Below are 20,096 nucleotides of genomic sequence, written 5' to 3'. Positions count from 1 at the left end.
ACATATCTAGGCAGCACTGCCTGATGCATTGCTTGCGTCATAGTCTGGCAGCCACTGCTGCAAACCGGGGATCTGCTTGTATTGGGTGAGGTCCACCTGCAACGGGGTGATGGACACCAGTCGGTTGGACACGGCGTAAAAGTCGGTGCCCGGCCCCGCATCCTGTGCGCTGCCAGCAGCACCCACCCAGTACACGGTCTCACCGCGAGGCGTAGTGGACTTGATCACCGGCTCGGCCTTGTGGCGTTTGCCCAGGCGGGTGACCTGCCAGCCTTTGAGGTCCTGATGTGGAATGTCTGGCACGTTGACGTTGAGCAGCAGCGGCGGCGGAAAACCGTTCTGGTGGTAATAGGTCACCAGCTTGACCACGGTCTGTGCGGCACTCTCGAAATAGCGCGAATTGTGTTGCGACATGGACACCGCAAAGGACGGGATGCCAAGCAGGAAGCCCTCCATGGCGGCGGCCACCGTGCCGGAGTAGATGGTGTCGTCGCCCATGTTGGCACCGTCATTGATGCCGGAGATCACCATGTCCGGTGGCGCGTCCATCAGCCCGGTCAGTGCCAGATGCACGCAGTCGGTGGGGGTGCCATTCACATAAAAGAAGCCATTGGCCGCCTTGCGTACGGTGAGCGGACGGTCCAGCGTGAGTGAGTTGCTGGCGCCACTGCGGTTGCGTTCGGGCGCTACCACCACGATGTCGGCGATCTTGGCGATGTGCTGGGCGAGGATGTTCAGGCCGGGAGCAAAGTAGCCGTCGTCATTGGAGAGGAGGATGCGCATAGGCAAATTATAAGGGAATTATGTGGGAGGAATGCGGTCGCTCGCAGCAGTTGTGGCAATCGCCAGTCTGCTGGGTGCGGTGGCGCGCGCATACAGCACGCTGACCGTGAAGAACAGCAGTGTCAGCATCACTTCCGCGAGTGCCAGCCACGCCGATAGACCGGTGTCCGCCCAGGCACGTACCGCCCCTTCGGTGAAGTACAGCAGGATGAACATGCAGGCCCACTGATAGGTGTAGCGTTTGCCGCGCAGGATACCGAACAGCGGCAGCAGTAAAGGCAGCGCCTTGAGGATCAGCAGCGAGCCTTGCGGTTTGAGCGGTGCCAGCCAGCCTTCCCAGGCCAGACACAGCAGGATGAGCGCGATCAGGCTGGCGCTGGCGAGAAAACGCAGGCGCGCGATCATGCGCGGCACGCCTGGGCCAGTGCCACCAGGGCGGCACGCGCTCCCTGAGCGTCCTGAATGGGCTGTTCGAAGTTGAAGCGCAGCACCTGCTGGTCGGCGCGTACATCGAAGCCATCGGCGTCGATGCCTATCATCTCGACCGCGCTAGCGCTGATGCCATGCACATGCTGACAGTAGGCGCGCAGATTGTCCCCATGGTCTGCATTCATGTGCGTGAGGATACCGGCTTCCTGTGCGGGCAGCGGACTGCGTGCCGACAGCATGGGTTCCGCCTGCAGCCAGCCCATGCGGCCGAAACCGGCGATATAGCGCACTTCACGCAGCAGGATGCGGTAGAAATAAAAGTCGTGCATGGCGAAGTACTGTTCCGCTTGCGGAAAGTAGCGCAGGTAACGCGCGCGCAGCAAGGGGTCTTCCTTGTCGGTCTGTTCGGCATCGCCGACCAGCGTCAGGCGGCCATGGGCTTGCAGGTCATCGGCATCGGTGAAGGCCAGCAGCGAGACGCGATGATCGGCCTGGATGTTCTTGGTGTGTTCCGCCAGCGTGCTGATCAGGATCAGCGGTTGGCCCTGATGGTCCAGCACAAAGGGCGCCACCGAGGCGAACGGGTAGCCCGACATGCGCACCGACTGCGTGGACAGGATGCCTTTGTGGGTGCTGCGCAGGAATTGCCGTGCTTCTGTGGCCAGATCCATGCTTACGCCGCCAGCTTGACGGCAGTTTCGGCCAGACGCTTGCCCAGCGCGATGCACAGCTTGCGCTCATCTTCACTGATGGGCCTGTCGTCCGCCGGGCCGCCGATATGGCTGGCGCCGTAGGGGGTGCCACCGCTGCTGGTGCTCGATAGAGATGGCTCTGAGTAGGGCAGGCCTACCATGAGCATGCCGTGGTGCATCAGCGGCAGCATCATGGTCAGCAGTGTGGATTCATTGCCGCCATGCAGGGAGCCGGTGGAGGTGAACACCGCGGCAGGCTTGCCGATCAGGCCGCCTTTGAGCCACAGGCTGACCGTGCCATCCAGAAAATATTTCATGGGCGCGGCCATGTTGCCGAAACGGGTAGGACTGCCCAGCGCCAGGCCTATGCATTCCTGCAGGTCCTTGAGTTCGGCATAAGGCGCACCGCTGGCCGGTACGACAGGTTCGCTGGCTTCACAGTTGGCAGACACCCTGGGCACGGTGCGCAAGCGCGCTTTGACACCGCTGACGGATTCGACACCACGCGCGATCAGCTGCGCCATGTCGCGCACAGCGCCGCCCTGGCTGTAATAAAGCACGAGGATTTCTTGCATGTGGAGGCTCGATGAGGATGACTAACGGAAGCTGAAAGTATACAGCACGTCCACCGCGCTTTCGGAACCGGCCTGCGAGCGTACCGACCAGCGGTCGGTGAGCTGATAGGTGAGTCTGGCCACATTGAGCAGGCCGTTGAAGGCCTTTTCATAACTCAGGAACAGCTTGGATGAAAGACGTTTGCCCAGGCTGAGGCTGGTGTTCTGTGCGTTGGTGCCGCCTATATTGAAGCTGTCCAGGCCCGCTGCGCGCGCAAAGCGGGTCTGCAAGGGCACGGATTGCCCCTGGGACAGCAGCGCACCGGCGGCCAGCGACAGCAGGGCAAAATCGTTCTGTCCGGCCTCGGAGATGCCATGCCCCAGGATCAGCCAGGACAGCTTGTCGCCATCGCTCATTTCCGGCCAGGACACCAGCTTGACGGTGGGCAGCACCGCGGTGCCGGTGATCTTGACGCCGACCTTTACGGCCTGTTGCTGGCGGGTGGCGACGATGTTGAGGCCAGGATTGTCGACTGGGCCGGTGAAGGTGATCTGGCCGGTTTCGACATTGAGCACCTGACCGTAAGCCATATAGGTACCGGAAGCCTGCACATTGCCATCCGCACGCAGGCCGCGCTGACTGCTGCCGGTGAGGCGCAGCTTGCCGCCCAGCTTGCCATCCAGGCCGCGCCCCTGGATACTGAAATTGCCACCCAGATTCAGGTTCAGGCCGGACAGCACATAGTCCAGCGGTGCAGCAGCTGCGCTGTCGTCCGTGTCGTCCACCACCACATCCTTGCCCAGACTGGGCTTGTCATCGTCCGACAGCAGCAGATTGCCGCGGTCGGCACTCAGGTCACCGCTGATCTGCAATTTGCCGTCGCTGAGCGCGGTGGCGAGGGTGCCGCTGACGACCACGACCCGGTCAGTGCGGCTGGTGGCGGTGAAGCGGTCTGCTTTCCAGTCCAGCGCCAGACTAGGGCTGCCCGGCTGCCACTGCAGCTTGCCCACCACTTCCAGTGTGCCTTCGCCGCCCATGAACCGCGCTTGCTGGATCTGCAGGGTGTCATCCGCCAGGCTTAGCTGCAGCACGCCCTGTTTGAGTGACACGCCTTCGTCAGGCAGCGCCAGTTGCAAGGCCTGTCCGGCTGCAGTGCCGCGCAGACGCGGGTGGGCGATGGTGCCGTCAGCCTGCAAGGCGATCTGCAGCTTGCCGTCCATCTGCACGGCATCGGTGACCATGCCCAGCCAGCTCAGCGTGTTGAGATCGGCACTGATGCTGGCCTGCAGTGGCGCATCCCGGCGCAGGCTGATATTGCCGGTGCTGGTGTTGAGCAGGGATTCGAATTGCAGCTGGATATTGCCCAGTTGGGTGCCTTGCGCCGCCGCTTGTAGCTCGACCACGTTGTGGTCTATGCGCAAGGTGCTTTCCAGTTGTTGCAGGCCGAGCGGGATGGGTTTCTGGTTCTGCTCGCGCAGTACGATGTCACCGGAATCACGTTTGATCTGTAGCAGGCCATTGACCTGTTGATCGACCACCAGTTGCCATTGCCCGGAGAACACGGCATCGCCATCCAGGTTGGCGGGCAGCGACAACAAGCGTCGTGGCAATGCCTGCAGGGGGATGCCGCGTAGCTCGCCGGTGCTGAGCAAACCTTGCGGGCCGGAGCGCAGCTGGGTCAGGTGCAGGGCACCCTGGCCCACATTCATCACTAGTGGGCCGAGTTGCAAGCCTTGTGGGGCCGCGATGGTCAGCGTGGCGGGCGCTTTCAGTTGCAGTGTCTGGGCGCCGCCCGCTTCCTGATAATTGAAGCGTTGCAGCTGGCCCTGCCAGCCGCCTTGCGCCAGCAGGCCACCTTGCAGCAGCGCGTCCAGCTCCAGGTCAACGGAACGCGCTTGCGCAGTCAGGCTGTGCTGGTCCAGCGTGCCTTTTAATTTGACATCCGCATTGACGCGTTTGGGATAGGCCAGGGTGCGCAGGCCAGTGAGTTGCAGGCTGGCGTCCATGGTCAGTTTGGCCGGGTCCAGCGCCGCCAGTGCCGTCTCTGGCACCGTGTTGGAGGCCGTGCCGCCTACGGGTGCCAGGGATTTTTTCGTAGCTTCCGGGGTTGAGCTGGCGGCGGTGAGCCCGGCAGGACCAAGTCGGCCGCTGCCCGTCACCGTGTCGATACGCAGGTCACCGGGCAGGGTGAGTTTTTCTGCCTGCAGCTTGAATTCGGTCAACAGCTGGTCCATGGTGCCGCGTATTTCGCCATCCGCACTGAGTTTGCCGCCTATAGCCGAGCCCAGACGGCTCAGCTCCGGCAGTTGTGCGCGCCAGCTCAGCGTGTCACCGGCAGCGCCCAGGCTGCCGGCCGCATGCAGGTGATTGGCCGCCAGGGACGCGTCGAGTTTGAGGTCGCGTAACAGGCCGTCCTTGAGCGCGGCCTGCAGCTGGAGTTGTAATGGTTCGCCGCGCCACAGGCTGTCCTGGCTGCGCAGGCTGAGCGTGAACGCTGGGCCAGGCAGCAGGTGGCCTTGTAGTGTGCTGGTCAGGTCGATGCGGCCGCTGTCCTGCAAGCCGAACAGCGCCGGGCTGATCTGGCTGAGATCAGCGTTCACGCTTACCGGGTAGTCGCGTTCCAGGCTGAGTTGTCCGCGCAGTTGCAAGTGTGCTTCGTCGTCGTTGCCTGTGGCGTTGGCATGCAGTACCAGTGTTTGCGCGGGCTTGGAGGCGTAGACATCGGTGTTGAGCTGCAATTGTTGCAGGCTGCCACCCAGACTGAGCTTGAGGTCGGCATCCAGGCTGGCGGTCTTTTGCTTGAGCGCCAGGCTGCCGTTCAGTGCGAACGGGTAGTGCGCCTGCATGCCCAGATCCAGCGCGATGCCACCCCAGGGCGTTTGCGCGCTGCCCAGCTGCAAGCTGAGCTGCTGCGGGTCGGCCTTGAGCGTCAGTTGCACCGCTTTGAGTACCTGGCGGTCATCGCCGTTGACGATGATGACTTCCTGGATGTCGGCCTGCTGGATCTCCAGCAAGACTGGCAGGGTGATCTTCTCAGGTAGCTTCTTGTCGGCCGCAGGTGCGTCGGTGGTTTGGTCGTCCTTGATGTGGATGGTCAGGCGCTGCGCATGCAACTTCTGGATATTGAGTCGGCCCGGGTCATCCGGCGCCAGCTGCATGGTGGTCTCCAGCTTTTCCAGCTGCAGGTCCAGGCTGCCAAGCTGATAGCTGAAGCTGTCCAGGCTGGTAGTGACGTTGATGTTCATGGCCTGCACGGTATAAACCAGCCCCAGACTGAGCAGCACGGCCAGTGCAGCGTAGAGCCCGCGGCTCCCTCGCAACAGCAAGTGCCAGTGGCGCATCAACCCAGCCTGTACGCGCATCAGAATGAGACCCCCAGGTTGAAGTGCAGACGGAACTCGCCGGTGTCCTGGCCGTAGGCGATATCCGCACCGATAGGGCCGGCCGGGCTTTTCCAGCGCACGCCCAGGCCGTAAGCATAGACCGGCTTCAGTGTTTTGATGGTGTCGGCGGCGTTACCAAAATCCACGAACACGGCACCACCCCACTCACGCGTCAGCCATTGCACCAGCTCGGCACTGCCGGTCAGCAGATAGCGCGCACCTGCGATGGCATCGCCTTCACGGTTACCCAGGCTCTGGAAGGCATAGCCACGCACCGACTGGTCGCCACCGGCACGGAACAGGTAGGTGGCGGGCGCGTTGCCGCCATTCACGGCACCGATTTCCAGCCGGGTAATCAGTTGGGTGCGTTCTGCCAGCGGCCAATAGGCCTGGCCCTTGATATAGGTCTGCACGAACTTGCCATCGGACAGGCTATCCAGCGGCGCAGCGGCGACCTGCGCATTGAGCAGATAACCGCGGTTGGGCGACAATTCGTTATCCACGCGGCGCAGCGTGATGCCGTAGGAGACGGTGGCCACCTGCTTGTTGCTGGATTCCGCACCATCCAGGTCCACCTGCTCGAACAGGATGCCGGTGCCTACGAATTGTTCGAAGCGTCGCGGGCCCCAGGCACGTTTCAGGCTGTTGTTGAAGATGGTGGTGGTCTGACCTTCAATGGCGGTGCGGCCTACCGTGCTGCTGAGGCTGTCGCGGAAGCCGTTCTCGGTCTGCGGGCGCTGTAACTGCCCATTCAGGGACTGGGCCAGTTGCTCGACCTTGAAACTGCCGACAAAGCGCCAGTCCAGTCCGAACACATCCAGATCCTCATAATTGAGTTGCACACGTGCGCCGGTGTTGGTACTCAAACCGGCACCAGTGCTCAAGGTGGACGCTTTGCGCTCTGATACTTTAACGATGACCGGAGCCGCATCCACGGGCCCGTTCTCGGTGTCGGCGCTGACTTCCACCGACTGGTAGTAGCCACTCTCAAGGATCAGGGTCTGCAGGCGCAACAGGCTGTTCTGGTCGTAGATGTCGCCCGGTTTGATGGGGTTGAGGCGTTCGATGATGGCGGCATCATAACGCTGCACGCCTTCGATGCGCGTCGTACCAAAACGGTATACCGGGCCACTGTCGATCTCGATGCGCAGCTTGACCTGGTTGCGCTCGCGCTGGATGCGCGCCTCGCTACGCAGGATGTGTGCTTCGGGGTAGCGGTAAGCGATCAGGTCACTGAGCAGGGTGCGCTTGGCCTTGCCCCAGTTGTCTTGGCTGAAAGGTGCGCCAGCCTGCAAGGCCCAGTTCTCTTTGAGCTTGTTGACGCGGCTATGCTCATCTTCCAGATGGATGGCGCCAGTGAACTCGATCTCCACCTCCGCGACCCTGGTCTGTGGCCCCGGCTCTACCTTGAAACTGGCGTGAGAAAGCGTGTCTTGCTGGTCGGTTTCAATGTCGATCTGCGGGCTGAAGTAGCCCTCGGTGGCCAGGATGGACTGCGCGTCCTGTTCGGCTTCGCCTAGCAGGCGCAACCATTCGTTGCGGTTGAGGCGCGGGTTGTCCAGCGCTTTGACGATATCGAGGTGCTTGCGTAGCAGGCTGTCCAGGCTGTCCGGGGCTTCGATATCCACACGGTAGCGGATCTCCTCGGCATGCAGGCTGGCCTGGGGGGTGCCCCATAACAGCAATACTACAAACAGGCCGTGATGCCAGCGTTGCAAATGATGAGTCAGGTGATGTTTCAGCCCGAGGATTCCTTGCTATCAGATTGGTGCTGTCAGATCGGTTTTGGGTCGGCGCTTGCTGGCTGACCCATGCGCCCAGCCTGCGTGCTTGCCGCTGCGACGCCTGACTGAGCAGGCATCGCAGGCGTATGCTGGGCTAGATGGTTTTTGCGAGTTGTGCTGCGATGCCGATATAGCTGGCCGGCGTCATCTCCAGCAATGCCTGTTTGGCGGCGGCCGGGATCTTGAGTTCACTGATGAAGGCATGCAGCGATTCGCGGTTGATGCCGCCCTTGCCGCGCGTCAGCGCTTTCAGTTGCTCGTACGGGTTGGCGATACCATATCGACGCATCACGGTCTGGATAGGTTCCGCCAGCACTTCCCAGTTATTGTCCAGATCGGCGGCCAGCTTGGCCGGGTTGGCTTCCAGCTTGTTGAGCCCGCGCAGGCAGGAATCGTAGCCCAGCAGCGTGTAGCCCAGGCCCACGCCCATATTGCGCAGCACCGTGGAATCGGTCAGGTCACGCTGCCAGCGTGAGATCGGCAGCTTTTCGGCCAGGTGGCGCAGCACGGCATTGGCCAGGCCCAGATTGCCTTCGGAGTTCTCGAAGTCGATGGGGTTGACCTTGTGCGGCATGGTGGACGAGCCGACTTCGCCTTCCTTGACCTTCTGCTTGAAATAGCCCAGCGAGATATAGCCCCAGATATCGCGGTCTGCATCGATGAGGATGGTGTTGATGCGGGCCAGCGCATCATACAGTTCAGCCATGTAGTCATGCGGCTCGATCTGGATGGTGTACGGGTTGTAGGTCAGGCCCAGCGATTCGACGAACTTGCGTGCAAAGCTTTCCCAGTCGAATTCGGGGTAAGCCGACAGGTGTGCGTTGAAATTGCCGACGGCACCGTTGATCTTGCCGAGGATCTGGATCTCGGCCACCTGTTTGCGCTGACGGCACAGGCGGTGCACGATATTGGCCAGCTCCTTGCCCAGTGTGGTGGGCGAAGCCGGTTGGCCATGCGTGTGGGACAGCATGGGCAGCTCGGCCAGATTGTGCGCCAGCTCGGTGAAGCGCGTGATCAGCTGGTCCAGCATGGGCAGCATGACCTTGTCGCGCGCATGCTTGAGCATCAGGCCGTGCGACAGATTGTTGATGTCTTCCGAGGTGCAGGCGAAGTGGATGAACTCGCTCACGGCGCGGATCTCGTGATTGCCGTCGAAGCGTTCTTTCAGCCAGTATTCCAGCGCCTTCACGTCATGATTGGTGCGTACTTCGATGGCTTTCACCTGGGCAGCTTCGGCTTCACCAAAGCTGTTGATGGCGGCATCAAGCTCTGCCAGTGTGTCGGCGCCGAACGGTTTGATCTCCTGCAGGGCAGGGGCCGCCGCCAGCGCCTTCAGCCATTCCACTTCCACCAGCATGCGATGGCGGATCAGCGCATATTCGCTGAAATACGGGCGCAGGTTATCGAGTTTGCCCTGGTAGCGGCCGTCGAGTGGGGAAAGGGCGTTAAGCGGGGAGAGATCCATCAGAAGACTGTTCCATAAAATGTTGGGATCGGCAGGGCCGGCATCCAGACGAAACATAATTTTACCCTACTCGGGACATAGTCAAAATCCCGAATTTTGATTGCATGCCAGGCGGCGTTGATTTGTAAGCAACTTTTTCTGGTTTTACATGGTCATGGCGACTGGATGATGAAGATATTTGTAAGTTTGCATGTTTGGGCTAGACTAATCTCCATGAAACCCACTTTTGTGATGATGCTGTTGTTTTTCTGCCTCAATGCCATCGGAGGGGCTGGCAGCATAAAGGCTGGCAGCACAAACGATAGCAGTATAAAAAATAGCGCAGAGGATGCACCATCGGCTGCTTCGGGTGCCGTCGCGTCTTCGTCTGTCAGCAATACGTTCCCCTCGCTCAGTGTGGAAGACAACCTGCGTCTCATGGACAAAGACCGCAATGGCATGGTGGACGTCAGCGAAGTGCGTCATTATCTCGAATCGCTACGTGGAAAAGGCTATCAGTCGGCCACGCTGGACCGGCTGGAATTGTCTTCCGGAAGCCGCAGTTGTGGCTCCGCTTTCTCGGGCTCAGTCTTCTAGAAGACTTATAAATCAGCCTGCTGTAAAAAATCCTTGTTTTTGAGGCCGGATAGCGGTTACAAGCCGTGTCCGCAAGCGCTATAATCGGGTCAACCCCTTCAACTTCCCCGACTGAAAGCCATGCTATCCGCCTACCGTGATCATTGCGCTGAACGTGCTGCGCAAGCTTTACCTCCCCTCCCTCTTAACGCTGAACAGACCGCGCAGTTGGTCGATCTGCTCAAGAACCCGCCAGCCAGTGAAGCGCAGGCATTACTCGATCTGCTGGAGAACCGTGTCCCTGCCGGTGTGGACCAGGCGGCTTACGTAAAAGCTGCTTTTCTCGCCGACATCGCCAATGGCAAGGCCAGTTCGCCCTTGCTGACCCCACAGCGCGCCGTGGTCCTGCTCGGCACCATGCTGGGCGGCTACAACGTGCCGGTACTGGTCGAGCTGCTGGATGGCCCGCTGGCGGCAGAAGCGGTCAAAGCACTGTCACACACCATCCTGATGTTCGACGCTTTCCATGATGTGGAAACGCGCGCGCGCGCCGGTAATGCGGCGGCCATGCAGCTCATGCAGTCCTGGGCAGCGGGCGAGTGGTTCACCATGCGCGAGGTGATGCCAGCCGAGATCACTTGCGTGGTATTCAAGGTGCCGGGCGAAACCAACACCGATGATCTGTCTCCAGCGCAGGACGCTTGGTCGCGACCGGATATCCCGCTGCATGCCAAAGCCATGCTGGTCAACAAGATGCCGGATGGTCAGGACAAGATCGCCGCGCTCAAGCTGGCCAACCCCGGGCTGCCACTGGCCTATGTCGGTGATGTGGTCGGGACCGGTTCTTCGCGTAAATCCGCGATCAACTCGGTGCAGTGGTTCATGGGGCAGGACATCCCGCACATCCCCAACAAGCGCAGCGGCGGTATCGTGCTGGGTGGCAAGATCGCCCCTATCTTCTTCAACACCGCCGAAGACTCCGGTGCGCTGCCTATCCAGTGTGATGTGAGCAAGATGGAGACCGGTGATGTGATCACCATCAAACCTTATGCTGGCCAGGTGCTGGCGGCAGACGGCAGCCTGATCTCCAGTTTCGAGCTGGCCCCGCTGACCATGCCGGATGAAGTGCGTGCCGGTGGCCGTATCCCGCTGATCATCGGCCGCGGGCTGACCACGCGTGCCAGACAATCCCTGGGCCTGCCGGCCAGTGACCTGTTCATCCAGCCTTTACCTGCGCAGGACTCCAAGCGTGGTTATACGCTGGCACAAAAGATGGTGGGCCGGGCCTGTGGTCTGCCGGAAGGCGTGGGCGTGCGCCCAGGCACCTATTGCGAACCCAAGGCCACCACGGTCGGCTCGCAGGACACCACGGGTGGCATGACGCGTGACGAGCTTAAAGAGCTGGCCTGCCTGGGCTTCAGTTCCGATCTGGTGATGCAAAGCTTCTGCCATACCGCGGCTTATCCAAAACCGGTCGACATCAAGCTGCAACACAGCCTGCCGGATTTCATGTCCACGCGTGGCGGCGTGGTGCTGCGCCCTGGCGACGGCATCATCCACTCCTGGCTGAACCGCATGCTGCTGCCGGACACGGTGGGTACCGGTGGCGATTCGCATACCCGTTTCCCGATCGGCATCTCCTTCCCGGCAGGCTCTGGTCTGGTGGCGTTCGCTGCTGCCATGGGCGCCATGCCGCTGGATATGCCGGAATCGGTGCTGGTGCGCTTCAAGGGCGAGATGCAGCCCGGCATCACCCTGCGTGATCTGGTCAATGCCATTCCTTACGCGGCTATCCAGAAGGGTGAGTTGACCGTGGGCAAGCAGGGCAAGAAGAACGTGTTCAATGGCCGCATCCTCGAGATCGAAGGTTTGCCAGACCTGAAAGTGGAGCAGGCGTTCGAATTCGCTGATGCGTCGGCCGAACGTTCCGCTAATGGCTGTACCGTCAAGCTCAATAAAGAGCCGGTGATCGAGTATCTGAACTCCAACATCGCCTTGCTGCAGAACATGATAGAGCAGGGCTACTCCGACCCGCGCACCCTGCAGCGCCGCATCGACGCCATGCAGGCCTGGCTGGCTGCGCCCAGCCTGCTGGAGCCGGATGCCGATGCCGACTACGCCTACGTGCTGGAGATCGATCTCAAGGACATCAAGGAGCCTCTGGTGGCTTGCCCGAACGACCCGGACGACATCAAGCCACTGTCCGAGGTCAAGGGCGACAAGATCGACGAAGTGTTCATCGGTTCCTGCATGACCAATATCGGCCATTACCGTGCGGCGGCACGCGTGCTGGAAGGCGTGGGTGCCATCCCGTCGCGGCTGTGGATCGCACCGCCTACGCGCATGGACGAAGCGCAGCTGCGTGACGAAGGCGTGTATTCGGTGTTCGGTATCGCCGGTGCCCGTACCGAAGTGCCGGGCTGCTCGCTGTGCATGGGTAACCAGGCGCGCGTGGCGGACCGTGCCACGGTGTTCTCCACCAGTACGCGTAACTTCGACAACCGCATGGGCCGCGATGCACGTGTCTATCTGGGTTCTGCTGAGCTCGCTTCGGTCTGTGCCCGCCTGGGCCGCATGCCTAGCGTGGAGGAGTATCTGGACACGGTAGGTGACAAGATCACCAGCAACGCTGACAGCATCTACAAGTATCTCAATTTCGATCAGATGCCGGAATACCAGGCCAAGAAGATCATTCCGATCGCCGAAGCCGCAGTGAGTTAGCGGGCGAGCCAGAAGACAAGCAAGGCCGTTACACCCCAGCCAGCGCAAGCTGGCTGGATTCTGTGGGCAGAGCGTATTACAATCCAGACTGGTTCCATCTAATCGCACGTAAAAGAGACGCCCAAGCGCCGCCTATGGTCTACAACTGCACCAAGCGTACTATCTTCTTTATCTCCGACAGTACCGGCATCACGGTAGAGGCGCTCGGCCTTTGTTTGTTGTCGCATTTCGAAGGCGTGACCATGCGTCAGGTGCGCATGCCGTTCGTTGATAGTGAGCAGAAGGCGCGTGAAGCGGTCGAGATCATCAATGCCACACAGGCCAAGGACGGTGTACGCGCCATCCTGTGCATGACCATCGTCAACCCCTCCATCCGCGCCCTGTTCCAGCTTACCGGTGGCATGTGTCTGGATATGTTCGGCACTTTTGTGAATCCGCTGTCTTCCGAACTGGGTATGCCCGCCAACGAGACCATCGGCATGTCGCGTAACGTGGGCGGCAGTGAATACCGCGACCGTATCGAAGCCATCAATTTCACCCTGGGTCATGATGACGGCATCAGTGACAACGGCCTGCAGGAAGCCGAAGCCATCCTGGTCGGTGTGTCGCGCAGCGGCAAGACGCCTGCCAGCCTGTACATGGCCATGCAGTTCGGTATCCGCACCGCCAATTACCCCATCATCCCCGAGGATCTGGAGCGCGATACCTTGCCCGGCACCTTGGCCAACCACCGCGACAAGATCTTTGGCCTGACCATAGACCCCGAGCGCCTGCACAAGATACGCACCGAGCGTAGACCCAACAGCCGTTATGCCTCACTGGATAACTGCAAGGAAGAAGTGCGCATGGCCGAAGTCATGATGCACCGTGAAGGCATCAACATGATCGACTCCACCTCGCGTTCCGTCGAAGAAATCTCGTCCATGATCGTGCAACAGCTGACCATGCGGCAGAACAAGCGGCTGGTCGGATATTAAGTTACAAGTTATTAAGAAATAAGCTGTTAAGAAATTAAGCAAAGCAATCACCACGGGAAGGTGTTGTGCTGTTACACAGCATAACAGGCAACTAATCATCTAAAGAGGAAAGCAGTATGCAAGCCGATTCAACCCAGCAAGACTACGTAATCCCACTGTCCCAACTCGGCATGCACGATGTCGAGCGCGTCGGTGGTAAAAACGCTTCTCTCGGAGAGATGATCAGCAACCTCGCTGCCAGTGATGTGCTCGTGCCTGGCGGCTTTGCCACCACGGCTGACGCCTATCGCGCATTTCTGGCGCACGAAGGCCTGGAAGCGCGCATCAAGGAAACCCTCAAGACCCTCAATGTTGATGACGTGATCGCACTGGCCAAGACCGGCGAGCAGATCCGCAGCTGGATCATCGAAGCCCCGCTGCCAGCCAAGCTGGAAGCAGAGATCCGCGCGCACTACGCCGCACTGGACACCACGGGGGACGGCAGCTTTGCGGTGCGTTCCTCGGCCACCGCCGAAGACATGCCGGACGCTTCCTTTGCCGGACAACAGGAAACCTTCCTGAACATCAGCGGCATCGACAACATTTTGCATGCCATCCGCGAAGTGTTCGCTTCACTATATAACGACCGCGCCATTTCCTACCGCGTGCACTCCGGTTACCACGACATCGAAGTCGCCCTGTCTGCCGGTGTGCAGCGCATGGTGCGTTCCGACCTGGGTGCCTCCGGTGTGATGTTCACGCTGGACACCGAATCCGGCTTCCGTGACGTGGTGTTCATCACCTCGGCATACGGCCTGGGCGAGATGGTGGTGCAGGGCGCCGTCAACCCGGACGAGTTCTATGTGCACAAACCACAACTGGAAGCCGGTTTCCCGGCTGTTATCCGCCGTGGCCTGGGTTCCAAGCAGCAGCGCATGATCTTCAACACCGAGCGTTCCGCTGGTCGTTCGGTCAAAGTGGTGGAAGTGAGCCCGGCGGATCGCGCCAAATTCTCGCTGACCGACGCAGAAGTGCTGGAGCTGGCCAAGCATGCCATCGCCATCGAAAAGCATTATGGCTGCCCGATGGACATCGAGTGGGGCAAGGACGGCATCGACGGCAAACTGTATGTGGTGCAAGCGCGCCCTGAGACCGTCAAGTCGCGTTCCAGCACCACCACCACTGAAAAATACACCCTGAAGCAGCGCGGTGAAGTGCTGTCCGAAGGCCGTGCCATCGGTCAAAAGATCGGTGTGGGCCCGGTACGTATCGTGGACAGCGCTGCTGACATGCACCTGGTGAAAGCCGGTGATGTGCTGGTCACCGATATGACAGACCCGAACTGGGAGCCGGTGATGAAGAAGGCCTCGGCCATCGTCACCAACCGTGGCGGTCGTACCTGCCACGCCGCCATCATCGCGCGTGAACTGGGTATCCCCGCCATCGTCGGTTGCGGCAACGCTACTGAAACCCTGGTGGAAGACGACATCGTCACCGCTTCCTGTGCAGAAGGCGATACCGGCCACGTTTACCGTGGTGCGCTGGATTACGACAAGGTGGTGCAAGCCAAGGCAGAGCTGGCACCGATCCCTGTGAAGCTGATGCTCAACGTGGGTAACCCCTCGCTGGCGTTCGAATTCGCGCAGCTGCCGGCCGCTGGTGTGGGTCTGGCCCGTCTGGAATTCATCATCAACAACCTGATCGGTATCCACCCCAAGGCCATCCTGCGCTTCGACCAGGTGCCACACAGCCTGCACGACGCGGTGGCCAAGCGTACGCAAGGCTATGCAGACCCACGCACCTTCTACGTGGAAAAGATCACCGAAGGCGTCAGCACGCTGGCGGCGGCTTTCTGGCCCAACAAGGTCATCGTGCGCTTGTCCGACTTCAAGTCCAATGAATACCGCAAGCTGATCGGCGGCGACCTGTTCGAGCCTATCGAAGAGAACCCCATGCTGGGCTTCCGCGGTGCGGCACGTTACATCGCCGAAGATTTCCGCGACTGCTTCGCGCTGGAATGCGAAGCCATGAAGAAGGCGCGCGATGTGCTGGGTTACACCAACATCGAACTGATGGTGCCATTCGTGCGCACCACCGCCGAAGCCAAAGCGGTGATCGAGCTGCTGGCCGAGCACGGCCTCAAGCGTGGCGAGAACGGCCTGCGCCTGATCATGATGTGCGAGATCCCGTCCAACGCCCTGCTGGCCGAAGAGTTCCTGGAATACTTCGACGGCTTCTCCATCGGCTCCAACGACCTGACTCAGCTGACGCTAGGCCTGGACCGTGACTCCGGCCTGGTGGCGGAAAGCTTCGATGAACGTGACGCGGCGGTGAAGAAGCTGCTGTCCATGGCCATCAGCACTTGCAACCGCCTGGACAAGTATGTGGGCATCTGCGGCCAAGGCCCATCCGACCATCAGGATTTCGCTGAATGGCTGATGGAACAAGGCATCCAGACCATCTCGCTGAACCCGGACACCCTGCTGGAAACCTGGGGCAGGCTGGCGAAAGCAGGCAAGTAACACCGCGCCTGTCATGGCTTGTTCGCCATGACACTGACCATAAAAAAGGCTGCCATCTGGCAGCCTTTTTTATCGGCTGACCGACGCTGTGCCGGTCAGCGGTTTCTCAACCACTCAGTGTTTTTCTGGAGGGTGCGCTGCGCCCGACATCAGTTTGTCGATGTAGGCGATGGCCACCGCAGACAGCACGAAGGCCATGTGGATGACGGTTTGCCAGATCAGTACCTTGTTATCCAGATTGGCGGCGTTGATGAAGGTTTTGAGCAGGTGGATGGAGGAGATGCCGATGATGGCCGTGGCCAGCTTCACCTTGAGCAGGTTGGCGTTCACATGCGATAACCAGTCCGGTTCGTCCGGGTGGCCGCGCAGGTTGAGGCGCGATACAAAGGTCTCATAACCGCCCACGATGACCATGATGAGCAGGTTGGAGATCATGACCACATCGATGAGGCCCAGCACGATGAGCATGATGTGTTCTTCGCTGAGGGTGACCATGCCTTGCACCAGGTGGGTCAGCTCCACCATGAAGTGGAACACATACACCACTTGAGCCACTATCAGGCCCAGGTATAACGGCAGTTGCAGCCAGCGGCTGCCGAACAGAATGGCGCTCATCGGTTTCATGCGCGGGTTGACCGGGGGTTGTTCCATTGTCTATCCTTGTGAAGTATAAAAAAGTTAATTGAATTAGTTGCTTGCTTGATTTTTATAAGGCTGTTTTTGGGGCTGAAAACCCTTGATTTGGCTGGCTGATTAAGACGGATTTTACCTTGTCCTCAGGGGATGTGACTGTCCAGGCTGAAACTGGCGGCATCGTCCTGTCCCAGATGCTGCACCAGCACGGGCATCACGTCCTCCAGAACGGCAGGCAGTGTCCACGGCGGATTGATCACGAACATGCCGCTGCCATGCATGCCAAAACCGTCAGCAGAAGGGGCATGCACGCTCAGGCTGACATGCAGCCAGCTATCGACCGGCAGGGCAGACAGCTGATGCGCGAGCATGGCAGGTTCCTGCCGTTGCAACAGCGGATACCACACCATATAGGTGCCCGTGGCGAAGCGCTGCAGGCTGTCGCGCAGCATCTGCACCAAACGCCGGTAATCCTGTTTGTCTTCATACGGCGGATCGATCAGCGTGATGGCGCGCCGACTTGGTGGCGGCAGCAGGGCCTTGATGCCGTTGAAGCCATCCGCCTGTTCAACAATGATCTGGCGCGAACTCATCTGCTGCTGCAGCGGCTTGAAATCATTGGGATGCAGCTCGAACAGACGCATGCGGTCCTGCGGGCGCAACAAGCGCTGCGCCACCACCGGTGAACCGGGGTAATGGCGCAATGGCCCGTTCTTGTTACAGGCTTTGACCAGCGCTACATACTCCGCCAGCGCAGCGGGCAGGTCGGTCGCCTCCCACAAGCGCGCGATGCCGCTGTTGAATTCGGCATTCTGCGCGGCAAAGCCATGATCCAGCGCATACATGCCGGCACCGGCATGCGTGTCGATGTAGCTATACGGCTTTTCCTTGAGCGCCGCATGACGCAGCACCTGCGTCAACACAAAATGCTTGAGTACGTCGGCGTGATTGCCAGCGTGAAAACCGTGACGATAACTGAGCAAGATGACAGCCTGTTATTCGATGACGCCACAGGCCACGCGCGCACCGCCACCACCCAGTGGTTTCGGATCGTCGCTGTAGTTGTCGCCGCCTTCATGGATCATGATGGCGCGCCCGGTCACATCCGCCAGTTTGAGGCGCGGGGCCAGCATGGCACGCGTGGCGCTGCCGTCTTCATTCACTTGCAAGGCAGGCAGGTCGCCATGATGGCCGTGGCCTTCCGGGCCTTCGTGCTTGCTGCTTTTGGCCGGGTCGAAATGGCCGCCAGCGGCCAGGCCAGCCACTTTTTTGCCATCCTTCTCGGCCACACCGCAATTGGGTTTTTCGTGGATATGGAAGCCATGTTCGCCCGGCGTCAGTGTGCCGATATCGGGGTCCACGATCAAGCCTTTGTCGCTGTCGCTGAACTTGATCACGCCGATGATGGGGCCGATGCCACTATCGCTGATGGCGTTGATGACGACGATCTTTTCCGCGGCCAGCGACATCATGGGCGTGCTGATCAGTGCGGCTAGCAAGAGAGTGCGAATCTGCATGTTCTGCTCCTGAGGGGTATAAGTAGGCTGTATTATAGAGGCTGTTGGCGGGTATGCTGATGTGCCCGCGCATTTAACACTTGCCAGCCTTGGAGTCGGCGCAGGGCTGCAGGTTTCCACACAGGCAGTTTTTTCATGGCACACACACACCACCAGGCGCATGACCACGCAGCACCAGGCCAGCATGAGACACATGCGCACGCGCATGATGTGGATCATCATCGGCATCATCGCGATCACAAGGGGGGCGGGGATCGCACGCTGTTGTGGGCCTTGCTGCTGATCGCCAGTTTTGCGATTGTCGAAGCGCTAGGTGGCTGGTTCACCGGTTCGCTGGCCTTGCTGGGCGATGCCGGGCACATGATCTCGGATGCCGCCGCGCTGGGCCTGGCCTGGCTGGGCAGCTGGATCGCCCGTAAACCCGCTTCGCAACGTCATAGCTATGGCCTGGTGCGCGCCGAAGTGATGGTGGCGCTCATCAATGGCTTGTTGATGCTGGCGGTAGTGATCGCCATCGTCGTCGAAGCGCTGCATAGGCTGGAGCATCCGCAAGCGGTGCAGGGTATCGAGGTGATGCTGATCGCTGCCTTGGGTTTGATCGTGAACATCGTGGTGGCACGCCAGCTGCATCAGCATCAGGACAGCCTCAATCATCGTGCCGCCTTGCTGCATGTGCTGGGTGACCTGCTCGGTTCGATCGCGGCACTGGCGGCGGGGGCCATCATCTATTTCACCGGCTGGCTGGCCATCGACCCTATCCTGTCGTTGTTCATCTGCGCGCTGATCCTGATCTCCACGCTGCGCTTGTTGCGCGAGGTGCTGCATGTGCTGATGGAGGGCGTGCCGCACCATATCAACATGGGGGAGGTGAGTGCCGCCATCATCAGTGTGCCGCAGGTGCAGGCCTTGCACAGTGTGCATATCTGGGCGCTGTCTTCAGAAGTGACCGCCTTGTCTGCCCATGTGGTGGTAGAGGATATGCAGCACTGGCAGCAGGTGCTGACCGCGTGCGGGCATGTGCTGCATAGCCGTTTCGGCATCGACCACATCACTTTGCAGCCTGAGCTGGCGGGGGCGCATGCCCACGGCGGGCATCTGCATGACGAGCCCACTTGCTGGCTCACGCAGCCTGCCAGCGCCCAGCAGGCTGACATGCCGCTAACTCAGCAATCCAGTCATAAGCCTGGTGCGCACAAGCACTGATGCCTCGTGCCCAGGTATTGCCTAGCTCTTGCCGATACAGATAAAGCCCGATACAGAAAAGCACGCCCATGAATCCCTGTTTTGATAGCGCATGTCGCTTATGCCCACGCTTGTCTGGTTTTCTGGATCAGGTGAAGCTGCAGCATCCGGATTATTACGCCCGCCCGGTGCCGCCCTTCGGCGTGGATGAGCCTGCCTTGCTGATCGTGGGCCTGGCGCCCGGCATGCACGGTGCCAACCGTAGCGGTCGTCCGTTCACGGGCGATTATGCCGGCGTGCTGCTTTACGACACGCTGCATCGTTTTGGCTATGCCAGCGCGCCGGTGTCGGTGTCGGCTGACGATGGCTTGCAGCTGATCGGTTGCCGTATCAGCAATGCGGTCAAATGCCTGCCTCCGGAGAACAAGCCCACCACGCAGGAGATCAATACCTGCAACCGCTATCTGGCCAACGAGATCGCGGCCTTGCCGACCAGCACGGTGATGCTGGCGCTGGGCAATGTGGCGCATCTGGCCGTGCTCAAGGCGCTGGGTCTCAAGCCTGCGGCCTGGAAGTTCGGCCATGCGGTGCGCCATGCCTTGCCCGATGGCCGCGTACTCTATGATAGTTATCACTGCAGTCGCTACAATACCCAGACCCGCCGCCTGACGGAGCCCATGTTCCATCAGGTGTTCGCACAGATACAACTGGAAGCAAGGAGCTGAGCATGCCGTACATCAATGTGAAACTGGCTGGAAGCCTGACCCGCGAGCAGAAGGACAAGATCGCCAAGGAGATCACCGATACCATGCAGCGCATCGCCCACAAGCCGCCGTCCTACACCTATATCGTGTTCGACGAAGTGGCAGAAGAGAACTGGGCGGTGGCCGGAGAGCTGCTGGATCAATGACTTGACGCT

Annotated in this window: 17 protein-coding genes; 7 read left to right on the top strand and 10 right to left on the bottom strand. The window is 60.3% G+C overall.

What is annotated here, in order from left to right; all coding sequences use genetic code 11:
* Positions 1-6 precede the first annotated feature (6 nt).
* The 7 genes from surE to purB all read right to left on the bottom strand — a co-directional run bounded on the left by surE (position 7) and on the right by purB (position 9,091).
* Positions 7-783 carry a 5'/3'-nucleotidase SurE gene (gene surE, locus ED236_RS02535; protein ID WP_123236347.1) on the bottom strand — a complete coding sequence of 259 codons (777 nt, stop codon included), beginning with the start codon at positions 781-783 and terminating at the stop codon, positions 7-9.
* 18 nt (positions 784-801) lie between these two features.
* Positions 802-1,188: a DUF2069 domain-containing protein gene (locus ED236_RS02530; RefSeq protein ID WP_123236346.1), complete on the bottom strand. Its 387-nt coding sequence runs from the start codon at positions 1,186-1,188 to the stop codon at positions 802-804.
* Positions 1,185-1,883 (bottom strand): HugZ family pyridoxamine 5'-phosphate oxidase, encoded by a 699-nt coding sequence (locus ED236_RS02525; RefSeq protein WP_123236345.1) that lies wholly within the window; start codon positions 1,881-1,883, stop codon positions 1,185-1,187. Before ED236_RS02525 ends, ED236_RS02530 begins: the two co-directional genes overlap by 4 nt.
* A gap of 2 nt (positions 1,884-1,885) precedes the next feature.
* Positions 1,886-2,479 carry an NAD(P)H:quinone oxidoreductase gene (gene wrbA, locus ED236_RS02520; protein ID WP_123236344.1) on the bottom strand — a complete coding sequence of 198 codons (594 nt, stop codon included), beginning with the start codon at positions 2,477-2,479 and terminating at the stop codon, positions 1,886-1,888.
* Positions 2,480-2,500: 21 nt separating this feature from the next.
* On the bottom strand, positions 2,501-5,800 hold the full coding sequence (locus ED236_RS02515; protein ID WP_162299572.1) for a translocation/assembly module TamB domain-containing protein: 3,300 nt from the start codon (positions 5,798-5,800) through the stop codon (positions 2,501-2,503).
* 20 nt (positions 5,801-5,820) lie between these two features.
* On the bottom strand, positions 5,821-7,560 hold the full coding sequence (locus tag ED236_RS02510; RefSeq protein WP_123236342.1) for an autotransporter assembly complex protein TamA: 1,740 nt from the start codon (positions 7,558-7,560) through the stop codon (positions 5,821-5,823).
* A 160-nt stretch (positions 7,561-7,720) separates the two neighbouring features.
* On the bottom strand, positions 7,721-9,091 hold the full coding sequence (gene purB / locus ED236_RS02505; RefSeq protein ID WP_123236341.1) for an adenylosuccinate lyase: 1,371 nt from the start codon (positions 9,089-9,091) through the stop codon (positions 7,721-7,723).
* A 165-nt stretch (positions 9,092-9,256) separates the two neighbouring features.
* Between purB and ED236_RS02500 the strand changes: the two genes are divergently transcribed.
* The 4 genes from ED236_RS02500 (at position 9,257) to ppsA (ending at position 15,845) form a co-directional block, all read left to right on the top strand.
* Positions 9,257-9,667 (top strand): hypothetical protein, encoded by a 411-nt coding sequence (locus ED236_RS02500; protein ID WP_148042232.1) that lies wholly within the window; start codon positions 9,257-9,259, stop codon positions 9,665-9,667.
* Positions 9,668-9,787: 120 nt separating this feature from the next.
* Complete coding sequence (gene acnB, locus ED236_RS02495; RefSeq protein WP_123236339.1) at positions 9,788-12,367, top strand: bifunctional aconitate hydratase 2/2-methylisocitrate dehydratase; 2,580 nt, start codon at positions 9,788-9,790, stop codon at positions 12,365-12,367.
* Between the two features lie 134 nt (positions 12,368-12,501).
* Positions 12,502-13,344 (top strand): posphoenolpyruvate synthetase regulatory kinase/phosphorylase PpsR, encoded by an 843-nt coding sequence (gene ppsR, locus ED236_RS02490; RefSeq protein ID WP_123236338.1) that lies wholly within the window; start codon positions 12,502-12,504, stop codon positions 13,342-13,344.
* Between the two features lie 116 nt (positions 13,345-13,460).
* A complete protein-coding gene (ppsA, locus tag ED236_RS02485) occupies positions 13,461-15,845 on the top strand; it encodes a phosphoenolpyruvate synthase (RefSeq protein WP_123236337.1) in 2,385 nt (794 codons plus the stop codon).
* Positions 15,846-15,959: 114 nt separating this feature from the next.
* Here the strand turns inward: ppsA and ED236_RS02480 are convergent, their stop codons facing one another.
* The 3 genes from ED236_RS02480 to sodC form a co-directional block, all read right to left on the bottom strand.
* On the bottom strand, positions 15,960-16,496 hold the full coding sequence (locus ED236_RS02480) for a TIGR00645 family protein (RefSeq protein ID WP_123236336.1): 537 nt from the start codon (positions 16,494-16,496) through the stop codon (positions 15,960-15,962).
* A gap of 125 nt (positions 16,497-16,621) precedes the next feature.
* Positions 16,622-17,461 (bottom strand): 23S rRNA (adenine(2030)-N(6))-methyltransferase RlmJ, encoded by an 840-nt coding sequence (locus ED236_RS02475; protein WP_123236335.1) that lies wholly within the window; start codon positions 17,459-17,461, stop codon positions 16,622-16,624.
* 12 nt (positions 17,462-17,473) lie between these two features.
* Complete coding sequence (gene sodC / locus ED236_RS02470) at positions 17,474-17,995, bottom strand: superoxide dismutase family protein (protein WP_123236334.1); 522 nt, start codon at positions 17,993-17,995, stop codon at positions 17,474-17,476.
* A gap of 135 nt (positions 17,996-18,130) precedes the next feature.
* Here sodC and ED236_RS02465 point away from each other — a divergent pair, with 135 nt between their 5' ends.
* The 3 genes from ED236_RS02465 to ED236_RS02455 all read left to right on the top strand — a co-directional run bounded on the left by ED236_RS02465 (position 18,131) and on the right by ED236_RS02455 (position 20,087).
* Positions 18,131-19,198: a cation diffusion facilitator family transporter gene (locus ED236_RS02465; protein WP_123236333.1), complete on the top strand. Its 1,068-nt coding sequence runs from the start codon at positions 18,131-18,133 to the stop codon at positions 19,196-19,198.
* A gap of 68 nt (positions 19,199-19,266) precedes the next feature.
* A complete protein-coding gene (locus tag ED236_RS02460) occupies positions 19,267-19,902 on the top strand; it encodes a uracil-DNA glycosylase (protein WP_123236332.1) in 636 nt (211 codons plus the stop codon).
* A gap of 2 nt (positions 19,903-19,904) precedes the next feature.
* On the top strand, positions 19,905-20,087 hold the full coding sequence (locus ED236_RS02455; RefSeq protein WP_123236331.1) for a tautomerase family protein: 183 nt from the start codon (positions 19,905-19,907) through the stop codon (positions 20,085-20,087).
* Positions 20,088-20,096 lie beyond the last annotated feature (9 nt).

The sequence above is a fragment of the Pseudomethylobacillus aquaticus genome (assembly GCF_003730115.1).
Lineage (GTDB): Bacteria > Pseudomonadota > Gammaproteobacteria > Burkholderiales > Methylophilaceae > Pseudomethylobacillus > Pseudomethylobacillus aquaticus.
Note: the sequence above shows the minus strand (reverse complement) of the source record. Positions and strands in the feature narration are given on the sequence as shown.